We start from the raw sequence: 25121 nt of genomic DNA, 5'->3' as shown, positions 1-25121 counted from the left end.
CTACGGACACACTGATGAACGTTCAATTTCGAACGAATACGGCTCTTCCGATCATGCATACCCGGCCGTTAAGACGAGAATGTCAAATGTCTCGCAGGCCGGTCACGCCGGTTTAACGATCTCCGCCGGCCGCGGCGCGGCGTTCAACCGGCGAAGTCCTCGGGGCCCAGCTCGATGGGCCTGCCATGCGGCGTGCGGTCGGCGGCGTGATCCCAGGCGTTGCAGTAACGCGTCAGCGTCTCGGCGGATGCGACGCCTTTCTCGGCGACGAGCCGCTCCAAGGTCGCGAGCCAATGCCGGTAATAGGTGTCGCCGCAATCGGCGTCTCCGGCGGCCTGCGCGCTCGAAATCTCCTCGGCAAGGGCAGCGGCCCATTCGGGCCAGGTGAACAGTCCGCGAGCGTGCAGCGTCACGGCCATCGCGAAGGCGTGCGCCTCCCAAGGCTCGCGAAACACCGGCCCGTCGTCATCGACGGGAATGCCGGGCAACGCGCGCGTTGCCGCCAGGGCCGCGTGACGATCGGGAGCGGTCATGCGCGCTCCAGATACGGCTCGAAGGCGTCCACGGTGACTTCCAGCAGCGGATCGGGCGCATCGGCCCACAGCTCCGCGCCGTTGAACGACACCGTGTAGAGCCATTGCGGAGCTTCGCCGCCGCCATGCGCATTGCTATCCGGAAAGACGTGCACGCCGCGGATCGCATCGATGCGGCCGACATGGCCGCGCACGTAGCGCGGCAGCCGCGTATGCGTCGGGGGATGCATGTCCTTGGCGCGCACACGGTCGCCGACGGCGAAAAGGGCAGGCGCCGTGACGGGACGTTCGGTCGGGCCACCCCGATGCAGCATTGCAGCAACGCCATCGGCGGTCAGGATCTTGGCGACGGGTTTCGCCGGATGCATCACCTTCCCGGCCGCGAGCTCATCGGCTTCGACCAGATGCCGCTCCTGCATCAGCCGCTCGATCCCCGCGAGCCAGATCTGGTAGTAGCTCATGCCGAGATAGTCGGCGCCAGGGCGATTCTCGCGCGCGAAGCGCGACATGTCGATGTTCCAGCCGCCCGGCATGGCCATCGCCAGCGTCATGGCGAAGGCGCGGCGTTCCCATGCGGCATGAAACACCGGCTCGTTCGGCTCGGGATGGACCGGGCCGAAGCCGGCAGCGCCGCCCATGTCATGTGCGCCATCCATCAGCCGGTCACCTTTTCGGGCTGCTTCGCCAGACCAGTGCCGATCATGCTGTCGCGCGTGACCAGCTCGGCGAGCTGGTCCTCGCTCCAGCCGTCCGTCCCTTCCGGGCGCATCGGCACGACGAAATAGCGGATCTCCGCCGTCGAATCCCATACCCGGATCTTCGTCGTCGGCGCCAGCTCGAAGCCGAAATCCTTGAGCACGCCGCGCGGGTCCTTCACCGCCTTGGCGCGATAGGGCGCGGACTTGTACCAGACCGGCGGCAGTCCGAGCACCGGCCAGGGATAACAGGAGCACAGCGTGCATACGACCATGTTGTGCAGCTCGGGCGTATTCTCGACCGCCACGATGTGCTCGCCCTGGCGCCCGGCATAGCCGAGCTCGCCGATCGCGGGCGTGGCATCGGACAACAGCCGCGACCGGAAGGCCGGATCGGTCCACGCCCGCGCCACGACGCGGGCGCCGTTGCGGGGGCCGACCTTGCTCTCATAGGTCTCGATGAGCACATCGAGAGCGGCCGGATCGATGTAGCCCTTCTCGGTCAGGATGCTCTCGAGGGCGCGGACGCGCAGATCCGTTTCGGACAATTCCGAGTGATCGTGCGGATGGTCGTGATGGTGATCGGTCATGACGCGAAAATAAGCGTATCGCCACGAGCTGTCGAGCGATGCGTGCGCAGGTGGCGACATGTATCGGAAGCACGCCCTGCACGTAACTCCAATTCGGCGGGTTCCACAGGTTCAAATCGGCGCCGGAATATGGTTCCTGGTAGAACGTGCCGCCGAGCCGTAGCCGAAAACGACCGGATCTTGAGGTTCATCAATGCCGAATGACGTCTCCCGCCGTGATCTTGCGAAGCTGGCCGGATTGGCTGCTCTCGGGGCCAATGCGCCGGCGCAAGCGGAGGAGGTTGCCTTGAAGCATGATGCCGCGCGTCGTTTTCCCGCCGATTTCGTATGGGGCACGGCGACCTCGTCCTATCAGATCGAGGGCGGGGCAAAGGCTGACGGCCGCGGACCCTCGATCTGGGACGTGTTCACCCATCTGCAAGGCACGATCGAGGACGGCAGCACCGGCGACGTCGCCTGCGATCACTACAATCGCTACAAGCACGATGTCCGGCTGATCAAGGAGCTCGGCTGCCGGGCCTACCGCTTCTCGATCGCCTGGCCGCGGCTGTTTCCGGACGGCGGCTCGACGCCCAATCCGAAGGGGCTCGACTTCTACAGTCGCCTGGTCGACGAACTCCTGGCGAACGGCATCACGCCGTACGCAACGTTGTATCATTGGGACCTGCCGCAGGCGCTGCAGGACCGCGTCGGCGGCTGGCGCTCGGCCGAGACGGCAAAGGCTTTTGGGCACTACGCGGGCTACGTGGCGCAGCATCTGAGCGACCGGGTCAAGACGATCTTCACCATCAACGAATGCGGCCGGTTCGTGCCGTTCGGCTATGGTCTCGGCATCGATGCACCCGGGCTGAAGCTGCCGCAGCAGGAGGTGAACCAGGCGCGTCATCACGTGGCGCTGGCGCATGGCCTCGCCGTCCAGGCGATCCGCGCCAACGGGCAGGCGGGCACGCGCGTCGGCATGGCCGAGAACATCACCGCCTGCCTTCCCGCGATCGATACGCCGGAGAACGTCCGCGCCGCCGAGATCGCAACGCGCGAATTGAATGCGGGATTCCTCAACGTCATTCTCGAAGGGCACTACACCGATGCGTTCCTGGCGTGGTCCGGCAAGGATGCGCCGACGTTCACCGCCGACGAGTTGAAGACGATCTCGGCGCCGGTTGATTTCGTCGGCCTCAACATCTACGCGCCGCAGGCCTATGTGGTGGCTTCGGATCGTGCGCAGGGATTCGACGTGCTGCCGATGCCGTCCTCGTTTCCGCATATGAGCTCGCCATGGCTGCAGATCGGGCCCGAGACTGCCTATTGGGTGCCGAAGCTCGCCGCCAAGATCTGGAATCTGAAGACCATCTACATCACCGAGAACGGCACCTCGTCGGATGACAAGATGACCGCCGACGGCAAGGTTCATGACCTCGATCGCGTGATGTACTTGCGGAACTATCTCGCCCAGCTGCAGCGTGCGACCGCCGAAGGCGTGCCGGTGAAAGGCTATTTTCTCTGGAGCCTGATGGACAATTTCGAGTGGGTGTTCGGCTACAAGCAGCGGTTCGGCGTCTATCACGTCGATTTCGACACCCAGGTGCGCACGCCCAAGCTCAGCGCGTCCTATTATCGTCACGTCATCACGACCAATGCCGCCAGCGCGTGAGTGCGCGCACGCCTGCAGTCCTGGCCCAGCGTGAAGGCCTCGTGCACAGGCGATTGCACGGCACCGGCGGTCACCGCGCCGCGTGAAGGACGTCGTCATTGGCCACGCAGCCGACGTGATCGCGCGCGCCGCGGCCTTCCGCCGGCTCACATTGATTGCCGACGGCCGTAGCCTCCCGCGACGATTGCAAATGCATGATGCGGAAAGCACACCGCGTGCGACTCTTTTGCGCGCACACGGTTTTCACAGGGAAAGCTCAAGGAATATGACGTAAACCGTGGGCTATCCGGCTCCTCAATCGAGATTTCCCTCCATGCAAGTTTCCGTTGTTCGACCGTCCGCCCGCGTTCTGCGCGTCGCCGTCCTGTTCTGCGCCGTGGGTGCGATCTCCGGCGCCTGGGCGCAGGGCTCTGCGAGCGACGCGGCCAAGCCTGCGGCCGAGCAGCCCGCTGCAGCGCCGGCCGAGAAGCCATCGGATGCCGCAACGGCTGACACCAAGCCTGCCGAGAAGCTCGCCGAGCCCGCCGACAAGCCGGCGGCTGCCGCCGAGCCGGACAAGGCGACGGCCGACAAGGCCGCCGAGCCCGGTGCCGCGCCGGCCGCCGCCGCGGAGGCCAAGCCCGTCCAGGCTTCCGACGGCGCCAGTCAGACGCCGGCAGACAGGCCATCGGCAGAGACGTCTTCGACGGACAAGCCTTCGGCCGAGAAGGCACTCACGGAAACGGCGGCAGAGGCCAATCCCGCGGCCAAGGCTGATGCCAAATCCGAAGCCAAATCCGAAGCCAAATCCGAAGCTAAGTCCGAAGCGAAGCCCGATGCCGACACCGGCCAGAAGCCCGCCGTGACCGAGGCAAAGCCGGTGGTTCAGCCGCCGGCCGTTGCCAAGGATGAGCCGGCTCAGGACAAGGTCCAGGACAAGGCTGTGGAGAGCAAGCCGGCTGCCGCCACCGAGGTGAAGCCTGCGCCGGCAGCAGCTGAAACCAGGAAGCCCGAGCCGCCGGCTGCTGCGGTCGCGCAGCCAGCTGCAGCCCAGCAAAAGCCCGCTGCCAAGCAGCAGGCGGCCAGCCCGTCAGCCAGCGCCGAACGGCGCGGTCATGCGCATCATCATGCCGATGACGAGGACAAGCCGGCCAAACGCAAGCACCCCGCGCGCAAGCCGAAGAGCGAAACGAAGCGGGACGCAAAGCGGAGCAGCGTCAGCTGCAAGACCTTCCGCACCTATGATGCGGAGAAGGGGTCTTATCGCGGCTATGACGGCCGTATTCACGACTGCTCATAAGCGCGACGAGCGCAAGAGACGTGGTGCTTCCGGGCCGCGGCTGATCCGTGAGATCAGCGCGGCAGCGGCGATTGGATGCCGGACGTATTGCGGGTCAGAAACGTCCCGATCGTCGAGCCCTGCTGCTGCGGCTGCGGCCGGGCCAATCCCGTGGTGGTCCGCTGCTGCGGCGTCACGATGATCTGCTGCGGCGGAGACGGCGGAAGCGCGCCGCCGCGCGCCTGTGCGGTGTTCGACATCCGCGAGACCAGCCGCATCAGCTGGTCCTGGCCGGCCTGCAATTGCTCGATGGCGCGGGTGTGATCGCGGCTCGCCTGATCCTGCGTCGACTTGATCTGCTCGATGCCCTGCTGCAGCTCGGCGATGTCGCGCGCCATTCGCTGCATCAGCGTGGTCGGACCGCCGTTGGCCGCGCCGTCCTCGGTTCCTCGCAAGGAGGCGTTCGACATCATGGCGTCCTCGTTGCCCTGCTGAGCGGACGCCTCGTCCTGCGACGTCTCGCTGGCGCCCGGCATCCAGCGATCCATCAGCGACGTGCCGGCCTCGCGCTGCGACCAGGCGACGGAGCCACCGACCAGCACGACCAGCAGAGCGAGGCCCACGGCGTTACGGCCACGGAGCCTGCCCAGGGGCGCCTTGATGCGCGTCCAACGGCCGCCATTGGTCCCTGCCGCGTCACTCGTGCTCGCGGCTGCGGCGGCATCTGCGGCAACGCCCGGCTTCTCGATCGCGGCCAGCCGCGTATCGATCCGGGTCAGCACCTCACGCAGGACCCGCCGATACAGCTGATCGTAGCCGGCCTTCTCAGGCTTCTCCGGGGCGAGACCGATCTCGCTCGGATCAATCTGTTGCACATTCTGTGTGGACTGCATTGGTGATCCCCAAACCCTAAAACGCCCGCCGCCGACGCTGCTTTCTCTTTGAATTTTCAAACGTCACTCGACCCGGGGCTTTGGCCGAAAGCAAGACAGCGTCGTGACGAGGAGGGGGCCTTTTCGGACAATCGTCTCTCGCTGCCGGCGCCGGCAGATCTATTGGGGAAGCTCGAATCTGCCTTTCTTGCATGATGGCGAGCCTTCAAGGTACGATCTCACCGATCATTTGGGGTTGAAGGGTTGGGGCCGTGCAGAGCTTGATTGTCATCGCGCGCGCAGTGTTGTGCGCAGCATTCGTTTGTCTTTCGGCTCATGCGCAGGCCGCACCGGCCGACGAGGCCACGCGCAAGGCGGAGCTGATGGCGGCCTGGGAGGCGGCGAGCAAGGCAGGGACCGACGGACCAAGCGCCATCGCGCTGATCGATCAGGGCACGCTGAAGCTGCCGGTTGATTACTTCTACATACCGAAGAGCGAAGGCCTGCGGGTGCTGCGTGCGCTCGGCAACGTCGTCAACGACGCGACCTTCGTCGGGCTGGTCGTCGGCAGACGCCAGAACGACGACTGGATGGTCGTCATCAAGCACATCAAGGAAGGCTATATCAAAGACGACGACGCCAAGAACTGGAACGCCGACGAGCTATTGAGCAATCTCCGCGCCGGCGCGGACGAGGCGAACCAGGATCGCGTCGCGCGGGGATTTCCCGAGATGGCGGTGATCGGCTGGGTCGAGCCGCCGGCCTACGATGCAACGACGCACCGTCTGGTGTGGTCGCTGCTCGCCAAGCAGAAGGGCGAGCCCGACGATGCACCGAAGAACGTCAACTACAACACCTTTGCGCTCGGGCGTGACGGCTATTTCAGCCTGAATCCGGCTCCGAGCGGATCGCGAACGACAAGGCGGTCGCGCACGAGCTCCTGTCCGATCTCGCCTACAATGCAGGCAAGCGCTACGAGGATTTCAGCGCGAGCACGGATCGGATCGCCGAATATGGACTGCTGGCCCTGGTCGGTGGCGTGGCCGCGAAGAAGCTCGGACTGCTGGCGCTGGCCGGCGCCTTCGTGCTGAAGTTCGCCAAGATCATCATTTTCGCGGTGGTCGGTTTCGGAGCTGCGGTGATGAATTTCTTCCGCCGCAAGCCGCGCAACGACAACGCTGGCGGGCCTGCGTGAAAACCCTCCTGCTGATCCTGTTCTCCGGCCTGAAATGGGGCAAGCTCGGCATGACCGGCGGCACGATGCTGCTGTCGCTGGTCGTCTATGCCGGCATCTGGGGCTGGCGCTACGCGGCAGGCTTCATCGCGCTCCTGTTCGCCCACGAAATGGGGCACTACATCGCGGCGCGGCAGCGCGGCCTGAATGTCGGCGCTCCGGCCTTCATCCCGTTCGTCGGCGCCTGGATCGCGCTGAAGGAGCAGCCGGTCGATGTCGAGACCGAGGCCTATGTGGCCCTCGCCGGCCCGCTGGTCGGCACCGCGGCGGCGCTCGCGGTCTATCTGTGGGCGCGGTCGAACGACAGCAGCCTGCTGCTCGCGATCGCCTATTCTGGCCTGTTCCTCAATCTGTTCAACCTGCTGCCGATCTCGCCGCTCGATGGTGGCCGGGTGACGAGCGTCCTCAGTCCGCGCATCTGGTTGCTCGGCGTCCCCATGCTGCTGGCCCTGATGCTGTACCGCCCGAGCCCGATGCTCATCATCATCGCGATCCTGGCGGCGCCGCAACTGATGAAGGCCTGGCGCTACGATCCCGGCGCGCCCGAGAATGTCGCGTATTACGGCACGACGCTGCAGACCAAGCTCGAATATGGCGGTACCTATCTTGCGCTGGCAGCGCTGCTCGCGGTTATGACGTATGACGTTCACGAGATGCTCGGTCACTTGCGTCAGCCTGGGTGAGTGCAGCTGACGGCGCCGCTTCGGTCGAGAAGCGTCACGTAGTTCAAGGGCGCGCCGCGTCCTAAGGGATGGGTCTTCCGCAACCGGAGGAATTTCCGCTGCTGCATCGCAGCAGATATTGATGCGTGGCACCCAGCAACAATGCTGCTTTGCAAGACATTCAGGGAGCTATGAGCGGCGCGCGCTATCACATTGCGCTGAGCGCAGAGCACGCCTCAGGATGGACCCTTGCTCACTGGCATGTGGGAGACCAAAGTCGAGCCTGCCCGTCAGAGGCATAAGGATTCGGGAGGTTTCATGATTTCGCTCAAGTCCATCTTGCTTGCGAGCTGCGCAGCTGTGCTCGTTTCCTCGGCCGCCTGGGCTGCAGACCCGATCAGGATCGGCGTCATCGCGGAAGCGCAGGCCGTCGCCGGCTCGTCGATTGCACCTGCCGCGCAGCTGGCTGCCGAGGAGATCAACGCCAAGGGTGGTGTCGATGGGCGCAAGATCGAGATCGTCGTCTACGACAACCATTCCTCCTCGGCAGAGTCGGTTCGCGCCTTCCAGCGCGCCGTCAGCGAGGACAAGGTCAATGCGGTCATCGCGAGCTACATCTCCGAGGTCGTGCTGGCGCTGGAGCCGTGGGCAGGGCGTCTCAAGACGCTGATGATCACGCCTGGTGCCGCTTCCGACGTCATCACCCAGAACATCGCCAAGAACTACGACCAGCTCAAATACACCTTCCACGGCTATCTGACATCGACCTCGCTCGCCGGCCTCGTCTGCGACGCCGCCAAGGACCTGCTGGTCGAGCCCTACAAGATGAAGACCGCGGTCATCATGAGCGAGGACGCGGCGTGGACGACGCCGCTCGATGCCGGCTACGAGAAGTGCCTGCCGGAGATCGGGCTCAAGGTGGTCGACCATATCCGCATGTCGCCGGACACCACCGACTTCACGCCGATCTTCAACAAGATCGAAGCCCTGAAGCCGGACGTCATGATCACCGGCATCTCGCATGTCGGCACCCAGCCGACCGTGCAGTGGAAGAGCCAGCAGGTGCCGATCCCGATGTTCGGCATTTCCTCGCAGGCGACCAACTCGACGTTCTGGAAAGACACCAATGGCGCCGTCGAAGGCGTGTTCTATAATGCCGTGTCGGGCCCGGGCGTCGCGGTGACGCCGAAGACGCTGCCCTTCGTCGAGGCCTATCAGAAGAAGTTCGGTAACTTCCCGTCCTATGCGGGCTACACGTCCTATGACGACGTCTACATGATTGCCGATGCGATCCATCGGGCAGGGGGCACCGATCCCGACAAGATGGTCGATGCGATGGAAGCGACCGACTATGTCGGCACGATCGGCCGCATCGCTTTCAAGCCGAAGAGTGACCCGAACCCGCACGCGCTGCGGACTGGAAAAGGCTACATCACCGGGCTGATGCTGCAGTGGCAGAGCGGCAAGCAGGTCAATGTCTGGCCGAAGGAGCTCGCGGCCGGTACCACATCCTGGCCGTCCTTCATCAAGCTCAAGGCGGCCAGCAACTGACGCATCCACCGGGCCGCTCGTAAGAGCGGCCCATTTTTCTGGTGCCTCAGTCCGACGTTCGGGTCCAATTCCAAATGCTTTTCTGGCAGATCTTGATCGATGGCTTTGCCATCAGCGCGCTGTATGCCCTCGGCGCGACCGGCTTCACACTCATCTTCGGTGTCTCCGGCGTTCTCAACCTCTCTCACGGCGCCATCATGGTCGGCGCCGCGGTCGCCGCCTGGGCCGCCGCCAGCGAGCTCGGCGTCGGGCCCTATACGGGAGCGCTGATCGGCATCTTGGCTGGCTTCATCCTGGCCTTCGCCACCTACTTCATCGCTGTCAGGCCGATCCAGAGGTCGAAGGTCATCGCCGAGTCCGAGAAGGAGATCTTCATCCTGACCGCGACGCTGCTCTGGGGCATCATCATCCAGGAGGCGATCGCGTATCTGTTCACCAACAACGCCAAGACCGTGCTGCCCATCGTCGAGGGCGTGACCACCGTGTTCGGCGTACGGACGCCGAAGAACGAGTATTTCACCGCCGCGATCTGCTGGGTCGCGATCGGGCTGCTGTGGTTCCTGGTCAACCGCACACGGCGGGGCAAGGCGGTGATGGCCGCCTCGATGAACCCGCGCGGCGTCACCCTGCTCGGCATCGAGCTGTCGTCGATCTATCTCACCGTCTGGGCGATCTATGGCTTGCTGGCGGGCGTGGCCGGCATCCTGCTCGGCATGTTCTTAGGGGTCAGCTCCTACAGCGTCGGCCCGCTGACGGCGAGCGCGTTCTCGATCGTCGTGCTCGGTGGTCTCGGCAGCGTGTCGGGCTCGCTGATCGCGGCCTATGTCGTCGGCTATCTCGAGACGGGAACGGCCTATCTGATCTCGCCGGCCTACCGGACGATCCCGGCGCTGCTGCTGCTCGTCGTCGTCATGTATCTGCGCCCGCAAGGGCTGTTCGGACGGAGGTGAGCATGCCGAATTTCGTCTCGTCCCGACTGTTCTGGATCGGCCTCCTGACCGTCGTCGTGGCCCTGGTGCTGCCGACCTACGTCTCGGGCTACGTCCTCGGGCTGCTGACGGTCGCCTACTACACAGCCGTATTCGCAATGTCCTGGGATCTTTTGTTCGGCTTCGCCGGGGAGGTCAATTTCGGACCGACCTTCCTGATCGGCGTCGGCGCCTATACGGCCGGTATTCTCGACGCGCATTTCTCGCCCGGCCTGTCGATCTGGCTATGCATCGCTGCCGGCGCGCTGGCGGCGGTGGTCGGCGGTGTCGTGCTGGCGCTGCCGGCGCTGCGCGTCAGCGGGCCGTATTTCGGCCTGACGACGCTGGTTGCCGTGCTGATGCTGCAGAACTTCATCGTCGTCGCCGCGGGGCTGACCGGCGGAGAGATCGGGCTCGCGGTACCGGACGTCATTTCGATCGATGCCAAGACCAACTACTGGATCGCGCTCGGTTTCATGCTGGTGTCAGGCGCGATCCTGTTCGGCCTGTCGCGCAGCGCCATCGGCCTGATCCTGCAGGCCAGCGGACAGGACAAGATCCAGGCGGGCGCGCTCGGCTTCAACGTCACCAAGCACAAGCTTGCCGCCTTCGTCGTCAGCGCGTTCTTTTCCGGCCTCGCCGGCGCGCTTATGGTGTTCTACATGGGCACGGCCTCGGTCTCGACCTTCGTCGATGTCGGCGTCGGCGTGCAGATCATCATCGCCGCCGTGCTCGGCGGCCGCCGCACCGTGATTGGAGCGGCGATCGGCGCAATCTTCCTGATCGGTATGGGCGAGCTGCTGCGGCCGCTCGGCGAGCTCGCCACCCTGATCGTCTCGGTGATCGCGCTCGTCGTCATCCTGTTCTTCCCCGACGGCTTCCTCGGCATGATCAGGGGAGGGGCCAAAGCATGAGCAGCGCTCCGATGCTGGAGGTCAGCGGCCTCACCAAGCGATTTGGCGGCCTCATCGCGGTCAAGAACTTGAGCTTCTCGATCCGCCCTGGCGAGATCCTCGGCCTGATCGGCCCGAATGGCTCGGGCAAGTCGACCGCGATGAAAAGCGTCATGGGCGTCGAGCGGCCGACAGCGGGCTCCGTCAAGCTCGACGGCGTCGAGCTGGCCGGCCAGCCGTCGCATCGCATCGCGCGCATGGGCGTCGGTCTGGTGTTTCAGCATTCGCGGCCGCTGGCGCGCCAGACCGTGCTGGAGAACATCAAAGTCGCACTGCTGCCGGACAAGCTGACGCGATTATTCGCCGACAAGGATGTCGATGCCCGCGCACGAACTATCGCCGAGCGCGTCGGTCTTGGAAACGTCATGGAACGTCGGCCGCCGACGCTGGCGTTCGCCGACCTGCGCCGGCTCGAACTCGCCAAGGCCGTGGCGCGCAGCCCGAAGCTGGTGCTGGTCGACGAGCCCTTCGCCGGCCTCACCGCCTCGGAGGTCGCCGACTTCTCCAACCTCATCCGCGAATTCCGCAACGACGGCCGCGCCGTCCTCTTGGTCGATCACAACGTCAAGAGCGTATCGGCGCTGGTCGACCGCGTGCTCGCAATGTATCTCGGCGAGAAGATCGCCGAGGGCAAGGCGAGCGAGGTGATGCAGGACGAGACTGTGCGGCGCGTCTATCTCGGCGGCGCGCTGGTCTCGACCGCGCGGCCGGAGGCGAGCTTCAAGGATGTCACGCCGGCGCTGCAGGTCGACAATGTCGGCGTGCTCTACGGCAAGGCGCAGGCGCTGCAGGACGTCTCGCTGCACGTCCACGAGGGGGAGTTCGTCTCCGTCGTCGGTCTCAACGGCGCCGGCAAGACGACGCTGTTCAACGCGATCTCCGGCCTTGTGCCGTATTCCGGCGAGGTGAAATGGGCAGGGCGCAACCTCGGCGGCGGTACGGCCGCGCAGATCGCGCGCTCCGGCATCGTGCAATGTCCCGAGACGCGCGAGCTGTTCGGCGACATGAGCGTGCGTGAGAACCTCGAGCTCGGCGGCAATGCGCTCTCCGACATCGAGCGCAACGAGCGGCTCGAATGGCTGTTCGAGCTATTCCCCATTCTCAAGACGCGGCAGCCGCAGCTGGCGCGCACCCTGTCGGGCGGCGAGCAGCAGATGCTCGCCATCGCCCGCGCTCTGATGATGAAGCCGAAGCTCCTGATCCTCGACGAGCCGACGCTCGGCCTGGCGCCGGTCATCCTGGAGACACTGTCGAAGGCCCTGGACCGCTTGCGCGAGACCACCAAGATTACCGTGTTGCTTGGCGAGCAGAACGTCACCTTCGCGCTCCCGCACGCCGACCGCGTTTACGTGCTCGATCATGCCAAGATCGTCTGGGAAGGCCCGCCAGACCGGTTCGAGGCGGAGGCTGCGGCGAACTATCTCTGAGGACGCCGGCGAGCTGCAGCCGCGCGACGACGCCTGGCCGAAAGTTCGGGGCACGACGTCGGCGAATTTCGGGAGGCGGAGCGTTGAACGCCAAGAGCCAGGAAACCGCTGCCGACGTCGCAGCGTATCGCGCCGTCGAGCTGATCTATCACGCCTACCTGACCGGCCTCATCCTGATGCTGTCCTCGCGGGCCGGCGCGCAGCGCGCCGCGGAGATCGTCTTCCGGACCTTCCGCCGGCAGCAGTTGGCCCGCTTCCTGCCGGGTCTGACGAAGCTCGGTCTCGACGGCCTGCCGGACGCGGTGGCCTGCGCGCAGTACCACTATCTGTCCAACCAGGTCGGCGGCGTGAAGGTCGAATACGTCTACGAGAGCGACCGCAAGGCCTGGGTGCGCTATCCGCCGCCCCGATGGATCTGGTCGGGCACGGCCATCTGCGGCATTCCTTCCGAGGTTTCGCGCGCGATGCTGTGGGGATGGCATGCCAACAATGGTGTCGTGCTCGACAACCCCAGGCTCGGCTTCGTCTGCACCGGGCAGACCGTCGACGGCCAGCCTGGGCTCGAAGGCTACTACAAGGAATGGGACCACGAACTTGCTCCAGAGGAGCGGCTTCAATTTGCGCCGGGCGAGCGGTGCCCGCCGTTCGATCCCGCTCGCGCGCCCAGACTTCCGGAAGATGCCTGGCCCGAAGAGCGCCTCCACAAAGTGCTCCGCAACTACGCGATGGAGTACATCACCTCGATCGTGCCGGAGACGGTCACAGCCCTCGGTCCGGAACAGGGCGGCCATCTGGCCGGCGCCGCGGCGAGGCTGATCGGCATGCACACCTTTGACGACGTCGCCGCACTTCTCGGCGGCGTCGAGCCCGGCGCCGCAGGATTCGCCAAAGCGTTTACGCGGCTGGCGTGCGGACAGGGCGATGACGCCGAGCTGCGGCAGGACGACGGCTCCACGTTCGTGAGCCAGACATCGTGGCGTCTGATGTCGGAGCGGGAGAACCTTTCGCCGGCCGTGTTCGATGCCTGGAACGAGCTCTGGGTCGGCGCAGCGCTCGCGCACGACCGCTTCATGAGGATCGAGGTCACCGAGAGGCGCGATCGCGGCGACGCCCGCTGGGCGTGGCGCTTCTGCTGAGGACAGGCCGCGCCCTATCGGCTGCCCAGCGGCGGCTTCCGTCACGACTTGGCCTTCGCTCCCAGGAGCGCCCGCATGGCATCGGCCCAGACCGTCACGAGACGCTCGCGCCGTCTCGCCGAGACGTGGATGGTCTCGGAGATCGCCAGACCTCTGATGAAGTGGAGTGTCAGCTCCACGAGCTCACTATAGCGGTCGGAATCGGTCCACTTGCCGAAGAGCTGGGAATAGACGTGTTCGAGATCCCTGCGCGCGCCGCGTTCGGCCGCGATCAAGGCCTGCTTCAACGCCGTGTCGGTGCGCGCGACGGCCCAGAGCTCCAGCTCCGCGAGATAGGCCGGCTGACGCGCAGCGAAGGCCAGCGTCTCGACCGCTGCAATGAGGGTATCTGCCGGACGAGCCCGGGCGCGGCTCTGCGCTACCGCCCTCTCGTTGCGACGGACCAATTCGGTCACGCTCGCGGCCAGCAGAGCGGCGTGCGTCGGGAAATGATGGAGCAGGGCGCCGCGGCTGACGTCGGCCCGGTGCTGTACGGCGAGCGTCGTGGTGCCAGCCACGCCGCTTTCGATCAGGCATTCGACGGCAGCGTTCAGGATTCGCGACCGTGTGGCCTCGGCTCCGACCGCGCTCTTCGCAATTCTAGGCACGGGGCTCCCCCGACAGTCAGCATTGACTGTATCAACCGCGAACGTTACAGTCAATGCTGACTGTTTTGATCTACGGGGAGGCCTTGCCCAAGGTCGCCGTCGAATGGGCAGAGAAGAACGGCGAGGCCGTGTGCATGAGATGGCTGTCCGCAGCACGGGAACGCACGACAGCGGCGGTCCGGTTCCTGAGCCGGCGCGGCGGCCCGCAGGCGGCGCCCCCCGAGCTTCCATCAGCAGGATCGTGCCGCGGAATCTCTCAGAAGCGAGGCGGGCGCGCGGGAGGCGGCCGGGGCGCCAGGCGCGCAGCCGCGCCGACGGTCGTCGCCTCGGTCTTCGACGCGCGGAAAGCCCGCGCGAGTTGGTCCTGGCTGGCCTGCAGCTGTTCGATCGCCCTGGTGTGATCGCGGTGGGCCTGCTCCTGGCTGGACTTGAGCTCCTGAAACCCGGTCTGCAGTTCGGTCAGATCATGCGCGATCTTCTCGATCAGCGGCGCGACGTCCCGGTCAGGAACGGACGGCATGTCATGCTCGGGCGTCGCCTCCGCCATCGCAGACGATGGATCGCCGGAGCGCGTCGATGCTGGTGCTGACGCTGATGACGTCTCGGGTGATGGTGAGGCGGATGGTGATGGTGAGGCAGGGGGCGGCTCTGTCGTCTCAGCCGCGCTCGATCCGATCGCCGCGGTCTGTGGTGCGACGGCCGGAGTCGCCGTCTGGGGGTTCTCACGACGGATCGATTGAACTGCTGCTTCGATCCGGTCGGTGACGGAGGTGATGGTCTCCGTATGGTCCCGCGCCAAGGTGACGGCCGCGCCGACGAGGCCGGCTGAGGCCATCAGCGTGATCGCCGCCCGCAACACGGGCCGGCGCCGGGCCGTGGGAGGCGCGTCCACGCGCTCGCCATCTGCAGCGGGCTCGGCGGCCTCGACCGCATCAGCGGCGGCCTGGGCCTCGATGGCCGCGATCCGCTGATCGATGCGCGCGCGCACCTCGGCCAGCACCCGCTGATAGATGTCCTCGCAGATATCGTCGTCGGGCGACAGCGCGACATCGCCCGGATCAACTTCCTTCGGCGTCGACTGAACTGGCATGTCCTCGGGTCCCATACGCAATACGCCCCGTGCCCAATCCTGAAGGAAGCGCTTTTGACCCGGGGGCTTTGACCAAAGGAAGACTGCGGCGTGACGAGCGAGGGGCGATTTCGCACAAGCGCCGACGTGTCCGAGGGCGGCCGTCGTATGGCTCTCCCATTGCAGGAGCAGCGTATAGCCAATTCGCATAAGGTATATTATGGAATATTCATATGCTGAGGAAGTTCAAGAGCTTGCTCCAAAAACCTCACCAACCGTGGCAGCCACTCGCCTCCGGCGCGCTTCGTCGACGCGCCCAGCCCGATGTCCGCCTAACGGCCAAAACGCCGCTCCAGACCGCCTGCGGCGAACGCCGATGTTGCTGCCTTCGTCCATCGCTGCAATAAGCGCTGATGAAGCCCGTGATGTCGCCGGATTCGGTTCGTCATGCGGTACAAGATTCGACAAGAAGAAGCTTCTCAAGGGAGAAACGAGCATGAGCCTGTCACGACGCGCGCTGTTGAAGGCCTCCGCAGCGTCAGCCGTATGGGGTGGAATCGCAGCGCCGCATGTGGCGCGCGCGCAGAGCGCCGAATTCACTTACAAGTACGCCAACAACCTGCCCGACACCCATCCGCTCAACGTCCGCGCCAAGGAGATGGCGGCGGCGATCAAGGCGGAGACCAACGGCAAGTTCGACCTGCAGATCTTCCCGAACAACCAGCTCGGTTCCGACACCGACATGCTGAGCCAGATCCGCTCCGGCGGCGTCGAGTTCTTCACGCTGTCCGGGCTGATCCTGGCGACCCTGGTGCCGGCGGCCTCGATCAACGGCATCGGCTTCGCGTTCCCGGACTACGACACGGTCTGGAAGGCCATGGATGGCGATCTCGGCACCTATGTGCGCGGCCAGATCAACAAGGCCGGCCTGATGGTCATGGACAAGATCTGGGACAACGGCTTCCGCCAGACGACGTCGTCGACCAAGCCGATCAATGGCCCCGACGATCTCAAGGGATTCAAGATCCGCGTGCCGGTGTCGCCGTTGTGGACCTCGATGTTCAAGGCGTTCGAGGCGGCGCCCGCCTCGATCAATTTCAGCGAGGTCTATTCGGCGCTGCAGACCAAGGTGGTCGAGGGCCAGGAAAATCCGCTGGCGATCATCTCGACAGCCAAGCTGTACGAGGTGCAGAAATACTGCTCGCTGACCAACCACATGTGGGACGGCTTCTGGTTCCTGGCGAACCGTCGCGCCTGGGAGGCCGTGCCGGCCGACATGCGGGCGATCGTCGCCAAGCACATCAACGCGGCCGCCGTGAAGGAGCGCGAGGACGTCGCCAAGCTCAATGCCGGCCTGCAAGCGGAGCTCGCCTCGAAGGGCCTGATCTTCAATCAGCCCACCGTGGCGCCATTCCGCGACAAGCTGCGCACCGCCGGCTTCTATGCCGAGTGGAAGGGCAAGTACGGCGACGAGGCCTGGGCGCTGCTGGAGAAGGCGGTCGGCAAGCTGTCGTAACCTTGCGCATGATCCGGAAAACTGGAAACCGGTTTTCCGAAAAGCCCATGCTCAAAACAGAAATGACGTAGACGCGTTCGGGTGACGTCATGGCGCATGCCGAGTTCACGGAAATTGCCATCAGCGAGGTGGTCATCGAGACCCCTCGCCGCCGGTCCTGGCTCGATACGCTCGATGCATGGATGGGCCTTCTGGTCGAGATCCCGGCCGCGCTGCTGGTCGTCGCCGAGATCGTCATCCTGTTCGCAGGTGTCGTCGCGCGCTACGGACTGCACCGGCCGTTGATCTGGTCGGACGAACTGGCCTCGATCCTGTTCCTGTGGCTGGCCATGCTCGGCGCCGCGGTGGCGTTCCGCCGCGGCGAGCATATGCGGATGACCGCGATGGTGGCACGCGCAAGCCCGGCCATGCGGGCCTATCTCGATCTGGTCGCCACGGCCGCGGCGCTGGCGTTCCTGGTCATGATCGCCTGGCCATCGTGGGAATACGCCTACGAGGAAAGCTTCATCACCACGCCGGCGCTGCAGATCGAAAACATCTGGCGCGCCGCCGCGCTGCCGGTCGGCATTGGTCTGATGGCGTTGTTCGCCCTCATCCGCCTCGCCCGCACCGCCAATCTCAAAACCATGCTCTTGGCCGTGGCGTCCATCGCAGCCATCGTCGCGCTGTTCTGGCTGGCGCAGCCGCTGTTGAAGCCGCTCGGCAATCTCAACCTCGTGATCTTCTTCGTCGGCGTGGTCGGCCTGTGCGTCTTCGCCGGCGTCCCGATCGCGTTCGCGTTCGGCCTTGCCATCTTCGGCTATCTGGCGCTGACGACGCGCACGCCGCTGATGGTGCTGGTCGGGCGCATGGACGAGGGCATGAGCCACCTGATCCTGCTGTCGGTGCCGCTGTTCGTCTTTCTCGGCCTGCTGATCGAGATGACCGGCATGGCGCGCGCGATGGTCACGTTCCTGGCGAGCCTGCTCGGTCATGTGCGCGGCGGACTGCACTACGTGCTGGTCGGCGCGATGTACCTCGTGTCCGGCATCTCCGGCGCCAAGGCAGCCGACATGGCCGCGGTCGCGCCGGTGCTGTTTCCGGAAATGAAGGCGCGCGGCGCCAAGCCCGGCGACCTCGTCGCCCTGCTCTCCGCCACCGGCGCCCAGACCGAGACCATCCCGCCGAGCTTGGTGCTGATCACGATCGGCTCGGTCACCGGCGTGTCCATCGCGGCGCTGTTCACCGGCGGCCTGCTGCCGGGCGTGGTGCTTGCGATCACGCTGTGTGCGCTGGTGTGGTGGCGCTATCGTAACGAGGACATGAGCGGCGTGCGGCGCGCCACGGCCGCCGAGATCGGCAAGGCCTTCATCGTCTCGGTCCCTGCCCTGGCCCTGCCCTTCGTGATCCGCGCCGCCGTCGTCGAGGGCATCGCGACGGCGACCGAAGTCTCGACCATCGGCATCGTCTATGGCGTGCTGGCGGGCCTATTGGTCTATCGCCGTTTCGATTGGCGCCGCCTGATGCCGATGCTGATCGAGACCGCGGCGCTGTCCGGCGCCATCCTGATGATCATCGGCACCGCGACCGGCATGGCCTGGGGCCTGACGCAGTCCGGCTTCTCGCGCGCGCTGGCAGCCGCTATGACCGGACTGCCGGGTGGCCCGGCAACGTTCATCGCGGTCTCGATCGTGGCCTTTACGATCCTCGGCAGCGTGCTGGAGGGCATTCCGGCGATCGTGCTGTTCGGGCCGCTGCTGTTTCCGATCGCGCGGGCCGTCGGCGTGCACGAGGTGCATTATGCCATGGTGATCATCCTGGCGATGGGAATCGGCCTGTTCGCGCCGCCCTTCGGGGTCGGATATTACGCGGCCTGCGCCATCGGCCGGGTCGACCCCGCCGAGGGCATCCGCCCGATCTGGGGCTACCTGCTGGCGCTTCTCATCGGCCTCATCGTAGTTGCGATTTTTCCGTGGATTTCGATCGGGTTCCTGTAAACTCTTCAGACGATGAGGGAGGGTGGTGATGAGCACGAACCAGTATCAGCTCGGCCTGGACAAGACGCCCGCGAACTATGTGCCGCTGACCCCGCTCAGCTTCCTGGCGCGCAGCGCCGCCGTCTATCCTGACCACGTCAGCACGGTTTATGAGGGCCGCAGCTTCAGCTGGCGCCAGACCTATGAGCGCTGCCGGCGCTTCGCGTCGTATCTCGCTGGCCGCGGCATCGGCGTCGGCGACACGGTCGCTGCGATGCTGCCGAACATCCCGGCCATGAACGAGGCCCATTTCGCGGTGCCGATGGCCGGCGCGGTGCTCAACACGCTCAACATCCGCCTCGATGCGCCGTCGATCGCGTTCCAGCTCGATCATGGCCAAGCCAGGATCATCCTGGTCGATCCCGAATTCTCCGGCGTGATCAGCGAGGCGCTCAAGCTGATGAGTGGCCCGAAGCCGTTCGTGATCGACGTCGATGACGCCTCCTACGCCGGCGGCAGCCGCATCGGCGAAATCGAATACGAAGCCGCCGTCGCGTCAGGCGATCCGGCGTTCGAGCCGCGCCGTCCCACTGATGAGTGGGATGCGATCGCGATGAGCTACACGTCGGGTACCACGGGCAATCCCAAGGGCGTCGTCACGCATCACCGCGGCGCCTATCTCAACGCCGTCAGCAACATCCTCGCGGGCGGGCTCGGTCAGCATCCGGTCTATCTCTGGACCCTGCCGATGTTCCACTGCAACGGCTGGTGCTTCCCCTGGACGATGGCCGCCGCAGCCGGCGTGAACGTCTGCCTGCGCAAGGTCGAGCCGACGAAGATCTTCGAGCTGATCAAGGCCCACCGTGTCACCCACATGTGCGGCGCGCCGATCGTCTACAACGTGCTGATCAACGCGCCCGACGCGCCCAAGGGCAAGCGCGAGAAGCCCGTGGTGGGGCTGATCGCTGGCGCCGCGCCGCCGGTCGCGGTGCTCGAAGGCGCCGAGAGCATCGGCATCAAGCTGACCCATGTCTACGGCCTGACCGAGGTCTACGGCCCCGCCTCCGTCTGCGCCGAGCAGCCCGGTTGGGACGACCTGCCGGCGCCCGAGCGCGCCCGGCTGAAGCGCCGCCAGGGTGTGCCTTATCCTTTGCAGGAAGCCGTCACCGTGCTCGATCCGGAGACGATGCAGGAGGTTCCGCGCGATGGCGAGACCATCGGCGAGGTCATGTTCCGCGGCAACATCGTCATGAAGGGCTATCTCAAGAACGAGAAGGCGACGGCCGAGGCCTTCGCTGGCGGCTGGTTCCATACAGGTGATCTCGGCGTTCTCGACGAGCACGGCTACGTCATCATCAAGGACCGCTCCAAGGACATCATCATCTCCGGCGGCGAGAACATCTCTTCCGTCGAGGTCGAGGACATCCTCTACAAGCACCCGGCCGTGCTGTTCGCAGCGGTCGTCGCCAAGCCCGATCCGAAATGGGGCGAAGTGCCCTGCGCCTTCGTCGAACTCAAGGACGGCGCGCAGGCGACGGAAGCCGAAATCATCGCCTATTGCCGCAGCCACATGTCCGGCTTCAAGACGCCGAAGACGATCGTGTTCGGCCCGATTCCGAAGACGTCGACGGGGAAGATCCAGAAATTCCTGCTGCGCAATCAGGTCGACTCGGCGAAGGCGATCTCGGCGTAGCTGAGAGGCAGGATATCAATTAAGCCGTCATTGCGAGCGAAGCGAAGCAATCCAGAGTCCCCGCTCGCCCTGGATTGCTTCGCTTCGCTCGCAATGACGAAGCTACAAATGTCTGCTCTTCTCCGGATAGTACTGCGGCGCCTCGCGGCGGTCGTACATGCCGTAGTCGCGGGTGATCTCGACGACGCGGATGTTGTCAGCGCCGGGTTCGGTGAGAAGTCGCATGCTCAACGCCACGCCGGTCGCCTCGTCCGGCAGCTCGATCAGATGCGCGAAGCGGCCCTCGCGATAGACGCTGGAGAAGCTCGCGACCGGCAGATCCGCCGCGATGCTCAGCTGTTGCGCCGCGGTCTCGACCACCAGCACATAAGTCGGCGCACGCCGCGTCGGATCATTGTACGTCCCGCGCCGCTCCGGCGTCCAGGCCGCCTGCCCCGGCCTGACCTCATGGACCAGCTCGGCGACGCGCAGACGATAGTCGGAGAACACCTTGTCGCGGCCCAGCGTCTGGATGTCGTGGTGATGGGCGTGGACGCGCCAGGCGGTCATGGCGCCCTCATCCTGCCAGATCTGGTAGGACAGGATCAGATTGTCGCGCGACAGGCTCCTGAAGCGGTCGAGGAACAGGCAGCCGCCGAGCGCGTCGAGCTCGGGCCGCAGCGCGGCGGCGAGCTGCAGATACTGGTCGAGCCGTCCCGGCTTGACCTCGACCTCGAAGAACAGCGACAGCATGGCAAGCTGCTCCTTGTTAGTTCGCGTAAATGACAGTTGCTGCGTAGGGTGGGCAAAGCGCGCCGTCAGGCGGCGCGTGCCCACCGTCCGCCGGCAAATTCATCAGCAAGATGGTGGGCACGCACCATGGCGACTTCGCAAGGGGCCAGAGCATGTCCGCGCCTTGCCCACCCTACGCAGTCAGCTCCAGCCGCATCCCGTCATACGCCGGGACCACGCCCTCCGGCAGGCTCTGGCGCAGCACCTCGTAGTCGAGATCGGCGGTCATGTTGGTGATGACCGCGCGCTTCGGCTTGAAGCGCTCGATCCAGGCCAGTGCGTCGTTGACCGAAAAATGCCTGGGATGCGAGGCGGGGCGCAGGCCGTCGACGATCCAGAGATCGAGATCCTCCAGCGCGCCCCAGCTCTCCTCCGGGATGTCGTTGAGGTCCGGCGTGTAGGCGGCGTTGCCGATGCGATAGCCCAGCGCGGGAATGTTGCCGTGCTGGACCAGGAACGCGGTCAGCTTCATCTCGCCGCCCTTGCCTTCCACCGCCTGGGTCTCGCCGGCCTCGATCGCATGCTGGGTCAGGATCGGCGGATAGTCGCTGCCCGCAGGCGACACGAAGCAATAGGAGAACCTATGCATGATGTCCTTGGCGGTCGACTGGTTCAGGTAGACCGGAATGCGCCGCCGTTGGTGCATGACCACCGAGCGCAGGTCGTCGATGCCGTGGGTCTGGTCGGCATGCTCATGGGTCAGGAACACCGCATCGATATGATCGACCTCAGTGTCGATCAGCTGTTCGCGCAGATCAGGTGAAGTGTCGATCACGACGCGCGTCACGCCATGCGGCCCACGGCGCTCGGCCAGCAGCGAGCAGCGCCGGCGACGATTCCTGGGATTGTTGGGATCGCAGGCGCCCCACCCCAGCGCCGGGCGCGGCACGCCCGCCGAAGAGCCGCAGCCGAGGATGGTGAGCGTCAGCGTCATGCCAGCACCTCGGGCCGGGGCACCTTGGAAAACAGCTTGAAGAAGGTCTCGGTGGTCTGGCGCGAGAACTCCTCGAACGAGACGCCGCGCGCTTCCGCCAGCACCTTGGCGGTCTCGACCACATAGGCCGGCTCGTTGCGCTTGCCGCGGAACTTGCCGGGCGCGAGATACGGGGCGTCGGTCTCGACCATGATGCGATCGGCCGGCACCTCGGCGGCAAGCGCGCGAAGTGCGTCCGATTTCTTGAACGTCACGATGCCCGTGAACGAGATGTGCAGTCCGAGGTCGATCGCCTTCATCGCCAGCTCGCGTCCGCCGGTGTAGCAATGCAGCACGGCCTGGAAACGTCCCTGCGCCATCTCCTGCTCGAGGATGCGGCCGCACTGCTCGTCGGCCTCGCGGGTGTGGATCACCAACGGCAGGCCGGTCGCGCGGGCCGCAGCGATGTGAGCGTGGAAACCCCGCTCCTGGGCGTCCTTGGAGCCATGGTCGTAGAAGTTATCGAGCCCGGCTTCGCCGAGCGCGACCACTTTCGGATGGCTGGTCAGCGCGATCAACTCCTCGGCCGCGATGCCATCCTCCTCATCCGCATTGTGCGGATGGGTGCCGACCGAGCAGTAGACGTTGTCGAAACGCTCGGCGATCGCGAGCAACTCGGGCAGCCTGCGCACCCGCGTCGAGATTGTCACTAGGCGGCCCACTCCAGCCGCGGCGGCACGCGTGACGATGCCGTCCAGATCCTCGGCAAAATCCGGAAAATCCAGATGGCAATGGCTGTCGACCAGCATCACGCCGCCGTCGGCTCGATGTAGCGCGGGAACACCGCCTGCGGCGCCGGCAGTTGCGTGCCTGCCACGATCCGGACCTCGCCGCCGAGCCACGCAAAGGTCCGCTCGTCCTCGGGGATCCCCAGGCTATCGAGCAGCTTCGCCGAGGCCGCGGGCATCACCGGCTGGGTCAGGATCGCGACCTGCCGGATCACCTCGGCGGTGACGTAGAGCACCGTGTGCTGGCGCGCCGGATCGGTCTTGGCCAACGCCCACGGCGCCTCGCCCGCGAAATAACGGTTGGCCTCGGCCACGACCGACCACACGGCATTGAGCCATTGGTGGATCTGCTGCGTCGCCATGGCTTTCCGCGCCGCGCCGATCATCGCATCGGCCTCGGCCAGGATCGCCTTGTCGTTGGCCGAGAACTCGCCCGGCTCCGGCAGCAGGCCGCCAAGCTGCTTCGTGATCATCGACAGCGAACGCTGCGCGAGATTGCCGAGGTCGTTGGCGAGATCGGCATTGATGCGCGCGACGATGGCCTCGTGATTGTAGTTGCCGTCCTGGCCGAACGGCACCTCGCGCAGGAAGAAATAGCGCAGCTGGTCGACACCATACTGGTCGGCGAGCGTAAACGGATCGACGACGTTGCCGACCGATTTCGACATCTTCTCGCCCCTGTTGAACAGGAAGCCATGGGCGTAGACCCGCTTCGGCACGGGCACGCCGGCCGAGATCAGGAACGCCGGCCAGAACACCGCGTGGAAGCGGATGATGTCCTTGCCGATGACGTGCACGTCGGCCGGCCAGTACTTCCAGTTCGCATCGCTCTCGTCGGGAAAGCCGACGCCCGTGATGTAGTTGGTGAGCGCGTCGACCCAGACATACATCACGTGCTCCTCGTCGTGGGGCACGCGGACGCCCCAGTCGAAGGTGGTGCGCGAGATCGAGAGGTCCTTCAGTCCGCCTTTGACGAAGCTGATGATCTCGTTACGGCGTGCATCCGGCCCGATGAAATCCGGCTGGCTCTCATAGAGCGCGAGCAGCCTGTCCTGATAGGCCGACAGGCGGAAGAAGTAGCTCTTCTCCTCGACCCACTCCACCGGCGTGCCCTGCGGACCGCGGCGGACATCGTCAGTGCCGACGACGGTCTCGTCCTCGGCGTAATAGGCCTCGTCGCGCACCGAGTACCAGCCGGCATAGGTGTCGGCGTAGATATCGCCGTTTTGATGCATGCGATTCCAGATCGCCTGCACCGAGTTGTGATGCGCGGGCTCGGTGGTGCGGATGAAGCGGTCGAACGAGACGTTCAGCCGCTCGTCCATCTCGCGGAAGCGGCCGGCATTGCGGGTCGCGAGCTCCGACGGCGTCAGGCCCTCGTTCTGCGCCGTCTGCACCATCTTCAAGCCGTGCTCGTCTGTGCCGGTCAGGAAGAACACGTCCTTGCCGTCGAGCCGCGCAAAGCGCGCGATCGCATCGGTCGCGATCGCCTCATAGGCGTGACCGATATGCGGGTTGCCGTTGGGATAGGCGATCGCTGTGGTGACGTAGAAGGTGTTGTTGTCGACCGGCGCTGCTGCGACGGGAGCAGCAGCAGCTTCCGCGTTCTCGGGAAGTTCGACCTCCACGATGTCGATCTCGGTCATCTCGATCTCGACAACAGTCGCGGTCTCGACCTTCGGCCGGCGCGGCGCCTTCGGCTTTGCGGCGCTTGACGGCTTCGACGGTTCAGCGGCGGCGGGCGCAGCCTTCTTCGGCACGGCAGGCTGTTTCGTTGCTGCCGGTTTCTTTGCAGCCGCGGGCTTGCTCGTTGCGGCGGGCCTCGCCGCCACCTTCTTGGCCGGTGGCGCTGCAGGCTTTGCAGCGGCCTTCTTGGCAGGCGCCTTCACAGCCTTTTTGGCGATGCCCTTGGTCGCTTTGGCCTTTGGTGCTTTGCCGTTGGCTGTCGCCGACGCCGTCTTGGCTTTGGCAGCCTTCGCCTTGGTCGCCTTCGTCTTGGTCACCTTCGTCTTGGTCACCTTCGTCTTGGCGTCCTTGTCCTTCGCTGCCTTCGCCTTGGCTTTGGTCGTGCTGGCCTTGGCCTTCGCGGGCGCCTTGCCGGCAGCCTTCTTCGCGGCGCTCTTGCCCGCCGGCTTGCCCTTCTTCACGGTTGTCTTGCTGGCCTTGGCCACGGCAAATTCCTCTTTGACGACGTCGGACGGAGATTCCGAACGAGTACTGATTCCGATGATCCCGGGAT

Annotated in this window: 22 protein-coding genes and 1 pseudogene; 13 read left to right on the top strand and 10 right to left on the bottom strand. The window is 65.4% G+C overall.

Annotated features, from left to right (window positions below):
- Positions 1 to 143: 143 nt before the first annotated feature.
- From S58_RS19055 to nthA, 3 genes are read right to left on the bottom strand one after another with little or no spacing between them, the layout of a single operon-like run.
- Complete coding sequence (locus S58_RS19055; protein WP_015666995.1) at positions 144 to 533, bottom strand: nitrile hydratase accessory protein; 390 nt, start codon at positions 531 to 533, stop codon at positions 144 to 146.
- Positions 530 to 1189 carry a nitrile hydratase subunit beta gene (gene nthB / locus S58_RS19050; protein WP_015666994.1) on the bottom strand — a complete coding sequence of 220 codons (660 nt, stop codon included), beginning with the start codon at positions 1187 to 1189 and terminating at the stop codon, positions 530 to 532. The genes S58_RS19055 and nthB overlap by 4 nt, the downstream gene beginning before the upstream one ends.
- A complete protein-coding gene (nthA, locus tag S58_RS19045; RefSeq protein WP_015666993.1) occupies positions 1189 to 1818 on the bottom strand; it encodes a nitrile hydratase subunit alpha in 630 nt (209 codons plus the stop codon). Before nthA ends, nthB begins: the two co-directional genes overlap by 1 nt.
- A 193-nt stretch (positions 1819 to 2011) precedes the next feature.
- Here nthA and S58_RS19040 point away from each other — a divergent pair, with 193 nt between their 5' ends.
- Complete coding sequence (locus tag S58_RS19040) at positions 2012 to 3469, top strand: GH1 family beta-glucosidase (RefSeq protein WP_015666992.1); 1458 nt, start codon at positions 2012 to 2014, stop codon at positions 3467 to 3469.
- Between the two features lie 313 nt (positions 3470 to 3782).
- On the top strand, positions 3783 to 4748 hold the full coding sequence (locus S58_RS38170; RefSeq protein WP_015666991.1) for a prolipoprotein diacylglyceryl transferase: 966 nt from the start codon (positions 3783 to 3785) through the stop codon (positions 4746 to 4748).
- Positions 4749 to 4801: 53 nt separating this feature from the next.
- On the opposite strand, the gene S58_RS19030 is transcribed toward S58_RS38170, so the two are convergent.
- The gene (locus S58_RS19030) at positions 4802 to 5620 is read right to left on the bottom strand and encodes a hypothetical protein (protein ID WP_015666990.1); all 819 of its coding nucleotides are present in this window, start codon (positions 5618 to 5620) and stop codon (positions 4802 to 4804) included.
- Positions 5621 to 5982: 362 nt separating this feature from the next.
- Here S58_RS19030 and S58_RS39340 point away from each other — a divergent pair.
- The 8 genes and pseudogenes from S58_RS39340 to S58_RS18995 form a co-directional block, all read left to right on the top strand.
- Positions 5983 to 6432, top strand: a pseudogene (locus tag S58_RS39340) (DUF2167 domain-containing protein); the annotation flags it as partial.
- 74 nt (positions 6433 to 6506) lie between these two features.
- Positions 6507 to 6794, top strand: a complete 288-nt coding sequence (locus S58_RS39335) for a DUF2167 domain-containing protein (protein WP_322788247.1) — start codon at positions 6507 to 6509, stop codon at positions 6792 to 6794.
- Complete coding sequence (locus S58_RS19020; protein WP_015666987.1) at positions 6791 to 7516, top strand: site-2 protease family protein; 726 nt, start codon at positions 6791 to 6793, stop codon at positions 7514 to 7516. Before S58_RS39335 ends, S58_RS19020 begins: the two co-directional genes overlap by 4 nt.
- A gap of 297 nt (positions 7517 to 7813) precedes the next feature.
- Positions 7814 to 9046: an ABC transporter substrate-binding protein gene (locus S58_RS19015; protein WP_042339885.1), complete on the top strand. Its 1233-nt coding sequence runs from the start codon at positions 7814 to 7816 to the stop codon at positions 9044 to 9046.
- 74 nt (positions 9047 to 9120) lie between these two features.
- A complete protein-coding gene (locus S58_RS19010) occupies positions 9121 to 9996 on the top strand; it encodes a branched-chain amino acid ABC transporter permease (protein WP_015666985.1) in 876 nt (291 codons plus the stop codon).
- A gap of 2 nt (positions 9997 to 9998) precedes the next feature.
- The gene (locus tag S58_RS19005; protein WP_015666984.1) at positions 9999 to 10928 is read left to right on the top strand and encodes a branched-chain amino acid ABC transporter permease; all 930 of its coding nucleotides are present in this window, start codon (positions 9999 to 10001) and stop codon (positions 10926 to 10928) included.
- On the top strand, positions 10925 to 12394 hold the full coding sequence (locus S58_RS19000; protein WP_042339882.1) for an ATP-binding cassette domain-containing protein: 1470 nt from the start codon (positions 10925 to 10927) through the stop codon (positions 12392 to 12394). Before S58_RS19005 ends, S58_RS19000 begins: the two co-directional genes overlap by 4 nt.
- A gap of 83 nt (positions 12395 to 12477) precedes the next feature.
- Positions 12478 to 13530, top strand: a complete 1053-nt coding sequence (locus tag S58_RS18995; protein WP_015666982.1) for a hypothetical protein — start codon at positions 12478 to 12480, stop codon at positions 13528 to 13530.
- A gap of 41 nt (positions 13531 to 13571) precedes the next feature.
- Here the strand turns inward: S58_RS18995 and S58_RS18990 are convergent, their stop codons facing one another.
- Positions 13572 to 14177: a TetR/AcrR family transcriptional regulator gene (locus S58_RS18990; RefSeq protein WP_015666981.1), complete on the bottom strand. Its 606-nt coding sequence runs from the start codon at positions 14175 to 14177 to the stop codon at positions 13572 to 13574.
- 256 nt (positions 14178 to 14433) lie between these two features.
- Entirely contained in the window at positions 14434 to 15267 is an 834-nt protein-coding gene (locus tag S58_RS18985; protein ID WP_042340808.1) for a hypothetical protein, read from the bottom strand.
- A gap of 475 nt (positions 15268 to 15742) precedes the next feature.
- Between S58_RS18985 and S58_RS18980 the strand changes: the two genes are divergently transcribed.
- The 3 genes from S58_RS18980 to S58_RS18970 all read left to right on the top strand — a co-directional run bounded on the left by S58_RS18980 (position 15743) and on the right by S58_RS18970 (position 20410).
- Positions 15743 to 16762: a TRAP transporter substrate-binding protein gene (locus S58_RS18980; RefSeq protein ID WP_015666979.1), complete on the top strand. Its 1020-nt coding sequence runs from the start codon at positions 15743 to 15745 to the stop codon at positions 16760 to 16762.
- Positions 16763 to 16851: 89 nt separating this feature from the next.
- Complete coding sequence (locus tag S58_RS18975; protein ID WP_015666978.1) at positions 16852 to 18738, top strand: TRAP transporter large permease; 1887 nt, start codon at positions 16852 to 16854, stop codon at positions 18736 to 18738.
- Between the two features lie 28 nt (positions 18739 to 18766).
- Entirely contained in the window at positions 18767 to 20410 is a 1644-nt protein-coding gene (locus S58_RS18970; protein WP_015666977.1) for an acyl-CoA synthetase, read from the top strand.
- Between the two features lie 102 nt (positions 20411 to 20512).
- On the opposite strand, the gene S58_RS18965 is transcribed toward S58_RS18970, so the two are convergent.
- The 4 genes from S58_RS18965 to metG all read right to left on the bottom strand — a co-directional run bounded on the left by S58_RS18965 (position 20513) and on the right by metG (position 25053).
- Positions 20513 to 21142 carry an antibiotic biosynthesis monooxygenase family protein gene (locus S58_RS18965; RefSeq protein WP_015666976.1) on the bottom strand — a complete coding sequence of 210 codons (630 nt, stop codon included), beginning with the start codon at positions 21140 to 21142 and terminating at the stop codon, positions 20513 to 20515.
- A gap of 172 nt (positions 21143 to 21314) precedes the next feature.
- Positions 21315 to 22115, bottom strand: coding sequence for an MBL fold metallo-hydrolase (locus S58_RS18960; RefSeq protein WP_015666975.1), 801 nt, complete (start codon positions 22113 to 22115; stop codon positions 21315 to 21317).
- Positions 22112 to 22903 carry a TatD family hydrolase gene (locus tag S58_RS18955; RefSeq protein WP_015666974.1) on the bottom strand — a complete coding sequence of 264 codons (792 nt, stop codon included), beginning with the start codon at positions 22901 to 22903 and terminating at the stop codon, positions 22112 to 22114. The genes S58_RS18960 and S58_RS18955 overlap by 4 nt, the downstream gene beginning before the upstream one ends.
- Positions 22903 to 25053: a methionine--tRNA ligase gene (gene metG / locus S58_RS18950; protein WP_015666973.1), complete on the bottom strand. Its 2151-nt coding sequence runs from the start codon at positions 25051 to 25053 to the stop codon at positions 22903 to 22905. Before metG ends, S58_RS18955 begins: the two co-directional genes overlap by 1 nt.
- Positions 25054 to 25121 lie beyond the last annotated feature (68 nt).

The sequence above is a fragment of the Bradyrhizobium oligotrophicum S58 genome (assembly GCF_000344805.1).
Taxonomy (GTDB): Bacteria; Pseudomonadota; Alphaproteobacteria; order Rhizobiales; family Xanthobacteraceae; genus Bradyrhizobium; species Bradyrhizobium oligotrophicum.
This window is presented reverse-complemented; position numbering and strand designations above follow the sequence as displayed.

Bases quoted from the DNA above. Each gene is read 5' to 3' on its own strand.
- S58_RS19055 (WP_015666995.1), bottom strand. From the start codon at position 533: ATGACCGCTCCCGATCGTCACGCGGCCCTGGCGGCAACGCGCGCGTTG.
- nthB (WP_015666994.1), bottom strand. From the start codon at position 1,189: ATGGATGGCGCACATGACATGGGCGGCGCTGCCGGCTTCGGCCCGGTC.
- nthA (WP_015666993.1), bottom strand. From the start codon at position 1,818: ATGACCGATCACCATCACGACCATCCGCACGATCACTCGGAATTGTCC.
- S58_RS19040 (WP_015666992.1), top strand. From the start codon at position 2,012: ATGCCGAATGACGTCTCCCGCCGTGATCTTGCGAAGCTGGCCGGATTG.
- S58_RS38170 (WP_015666991.1), top strand. From the start codon at position 3,783: ATGCAAGTTTCCGTTGTTCGACCGTCCGCCCGCGTTCTGCGCGTCGCC.
- S58_RS19030 (WP_015666990.1), bottom strand. From the start codon at position 5,620: ATGCAGTCCACACAGAATGTGCAACAGATTGATCCGAGCGAGATCGGT.
- S58_RS19015 (WP_042339885.1), top strand. From the start codon at position 7,814: ATGATTTCGCTCAAGTCCATCTTGCTTGCGAGCTGCGCAGCTGTGCTC.
- S58_RS19010 (WP_015666985.1), top strand. From the start codon at position 9,121: ATGCTTTTCTGGCAGATCTTGATCGATGGCTTTGCCATCAGCGCGCTG.
- S58_RS19005 (WP_015666984.1), top strand. From the start codon at position 9,999: ATGCCGAATTTCGTCTCGTCCCGACTGTTCTGGATCGGCCTCCTGACC.
- S58_RS19000 (WP_042339882.1), top strand. From the start codon at position 10,925: ATGAGCAGCGCTCCGATGCTGGAGGTCAGCGGCCTCACCAAGCGATTT.
- S58_RS18985 (WP_042340808.1), bottom strand. From the start codon at position 15,267: ATGCCAGTTCAGTCGACGCCGAAGGAAGTTGATCCGGGCGATGTCGCG.
- S58_RS18980 (WP_015666979.1), top strand. From the start codon at position 15,743: ATGAGCCTGTCACGACGCGCGCTGTTGAAGGCCTCCGCAGCGTCAGCC.
- S58_RS18975 (WP_015666978.1), top strand. From the start codon at position 16,852: ATGGCGCATGCCGAGTTCACGGAAATTGCCATCAGCGAGGTGGTCATC.
- S58_RS18970 (WP_015666977.1), top strand. From the start codon at position 18,767: ATGAGCACGAACCAGTATCAGCTCGGCCTGGACAAGACGCCCGCGAAC.
- S58_RS18965 (WP_015666976.1), bottom strand. From the start codon at position 21,142: ATGCTGTCGCTGTTCTTCGAGGTCGAGGTCAAGCCGGGACGGCTCGAC.
- S58_RS18960 (WP_015666975.1), bottom strand. From the start codon at position 22,115: ATGACGCTGACGCTCACCATCCTCGGCTGCGGCTCTTCGGCGGGCGTG.
- S58_RS18955 (WP_015666974.1), bottom strand. From the start codon at position 22,903: ATGCTGGTCGACAGCCATTGCCATCTGGATTTTCCGGATTTTGCCGAG.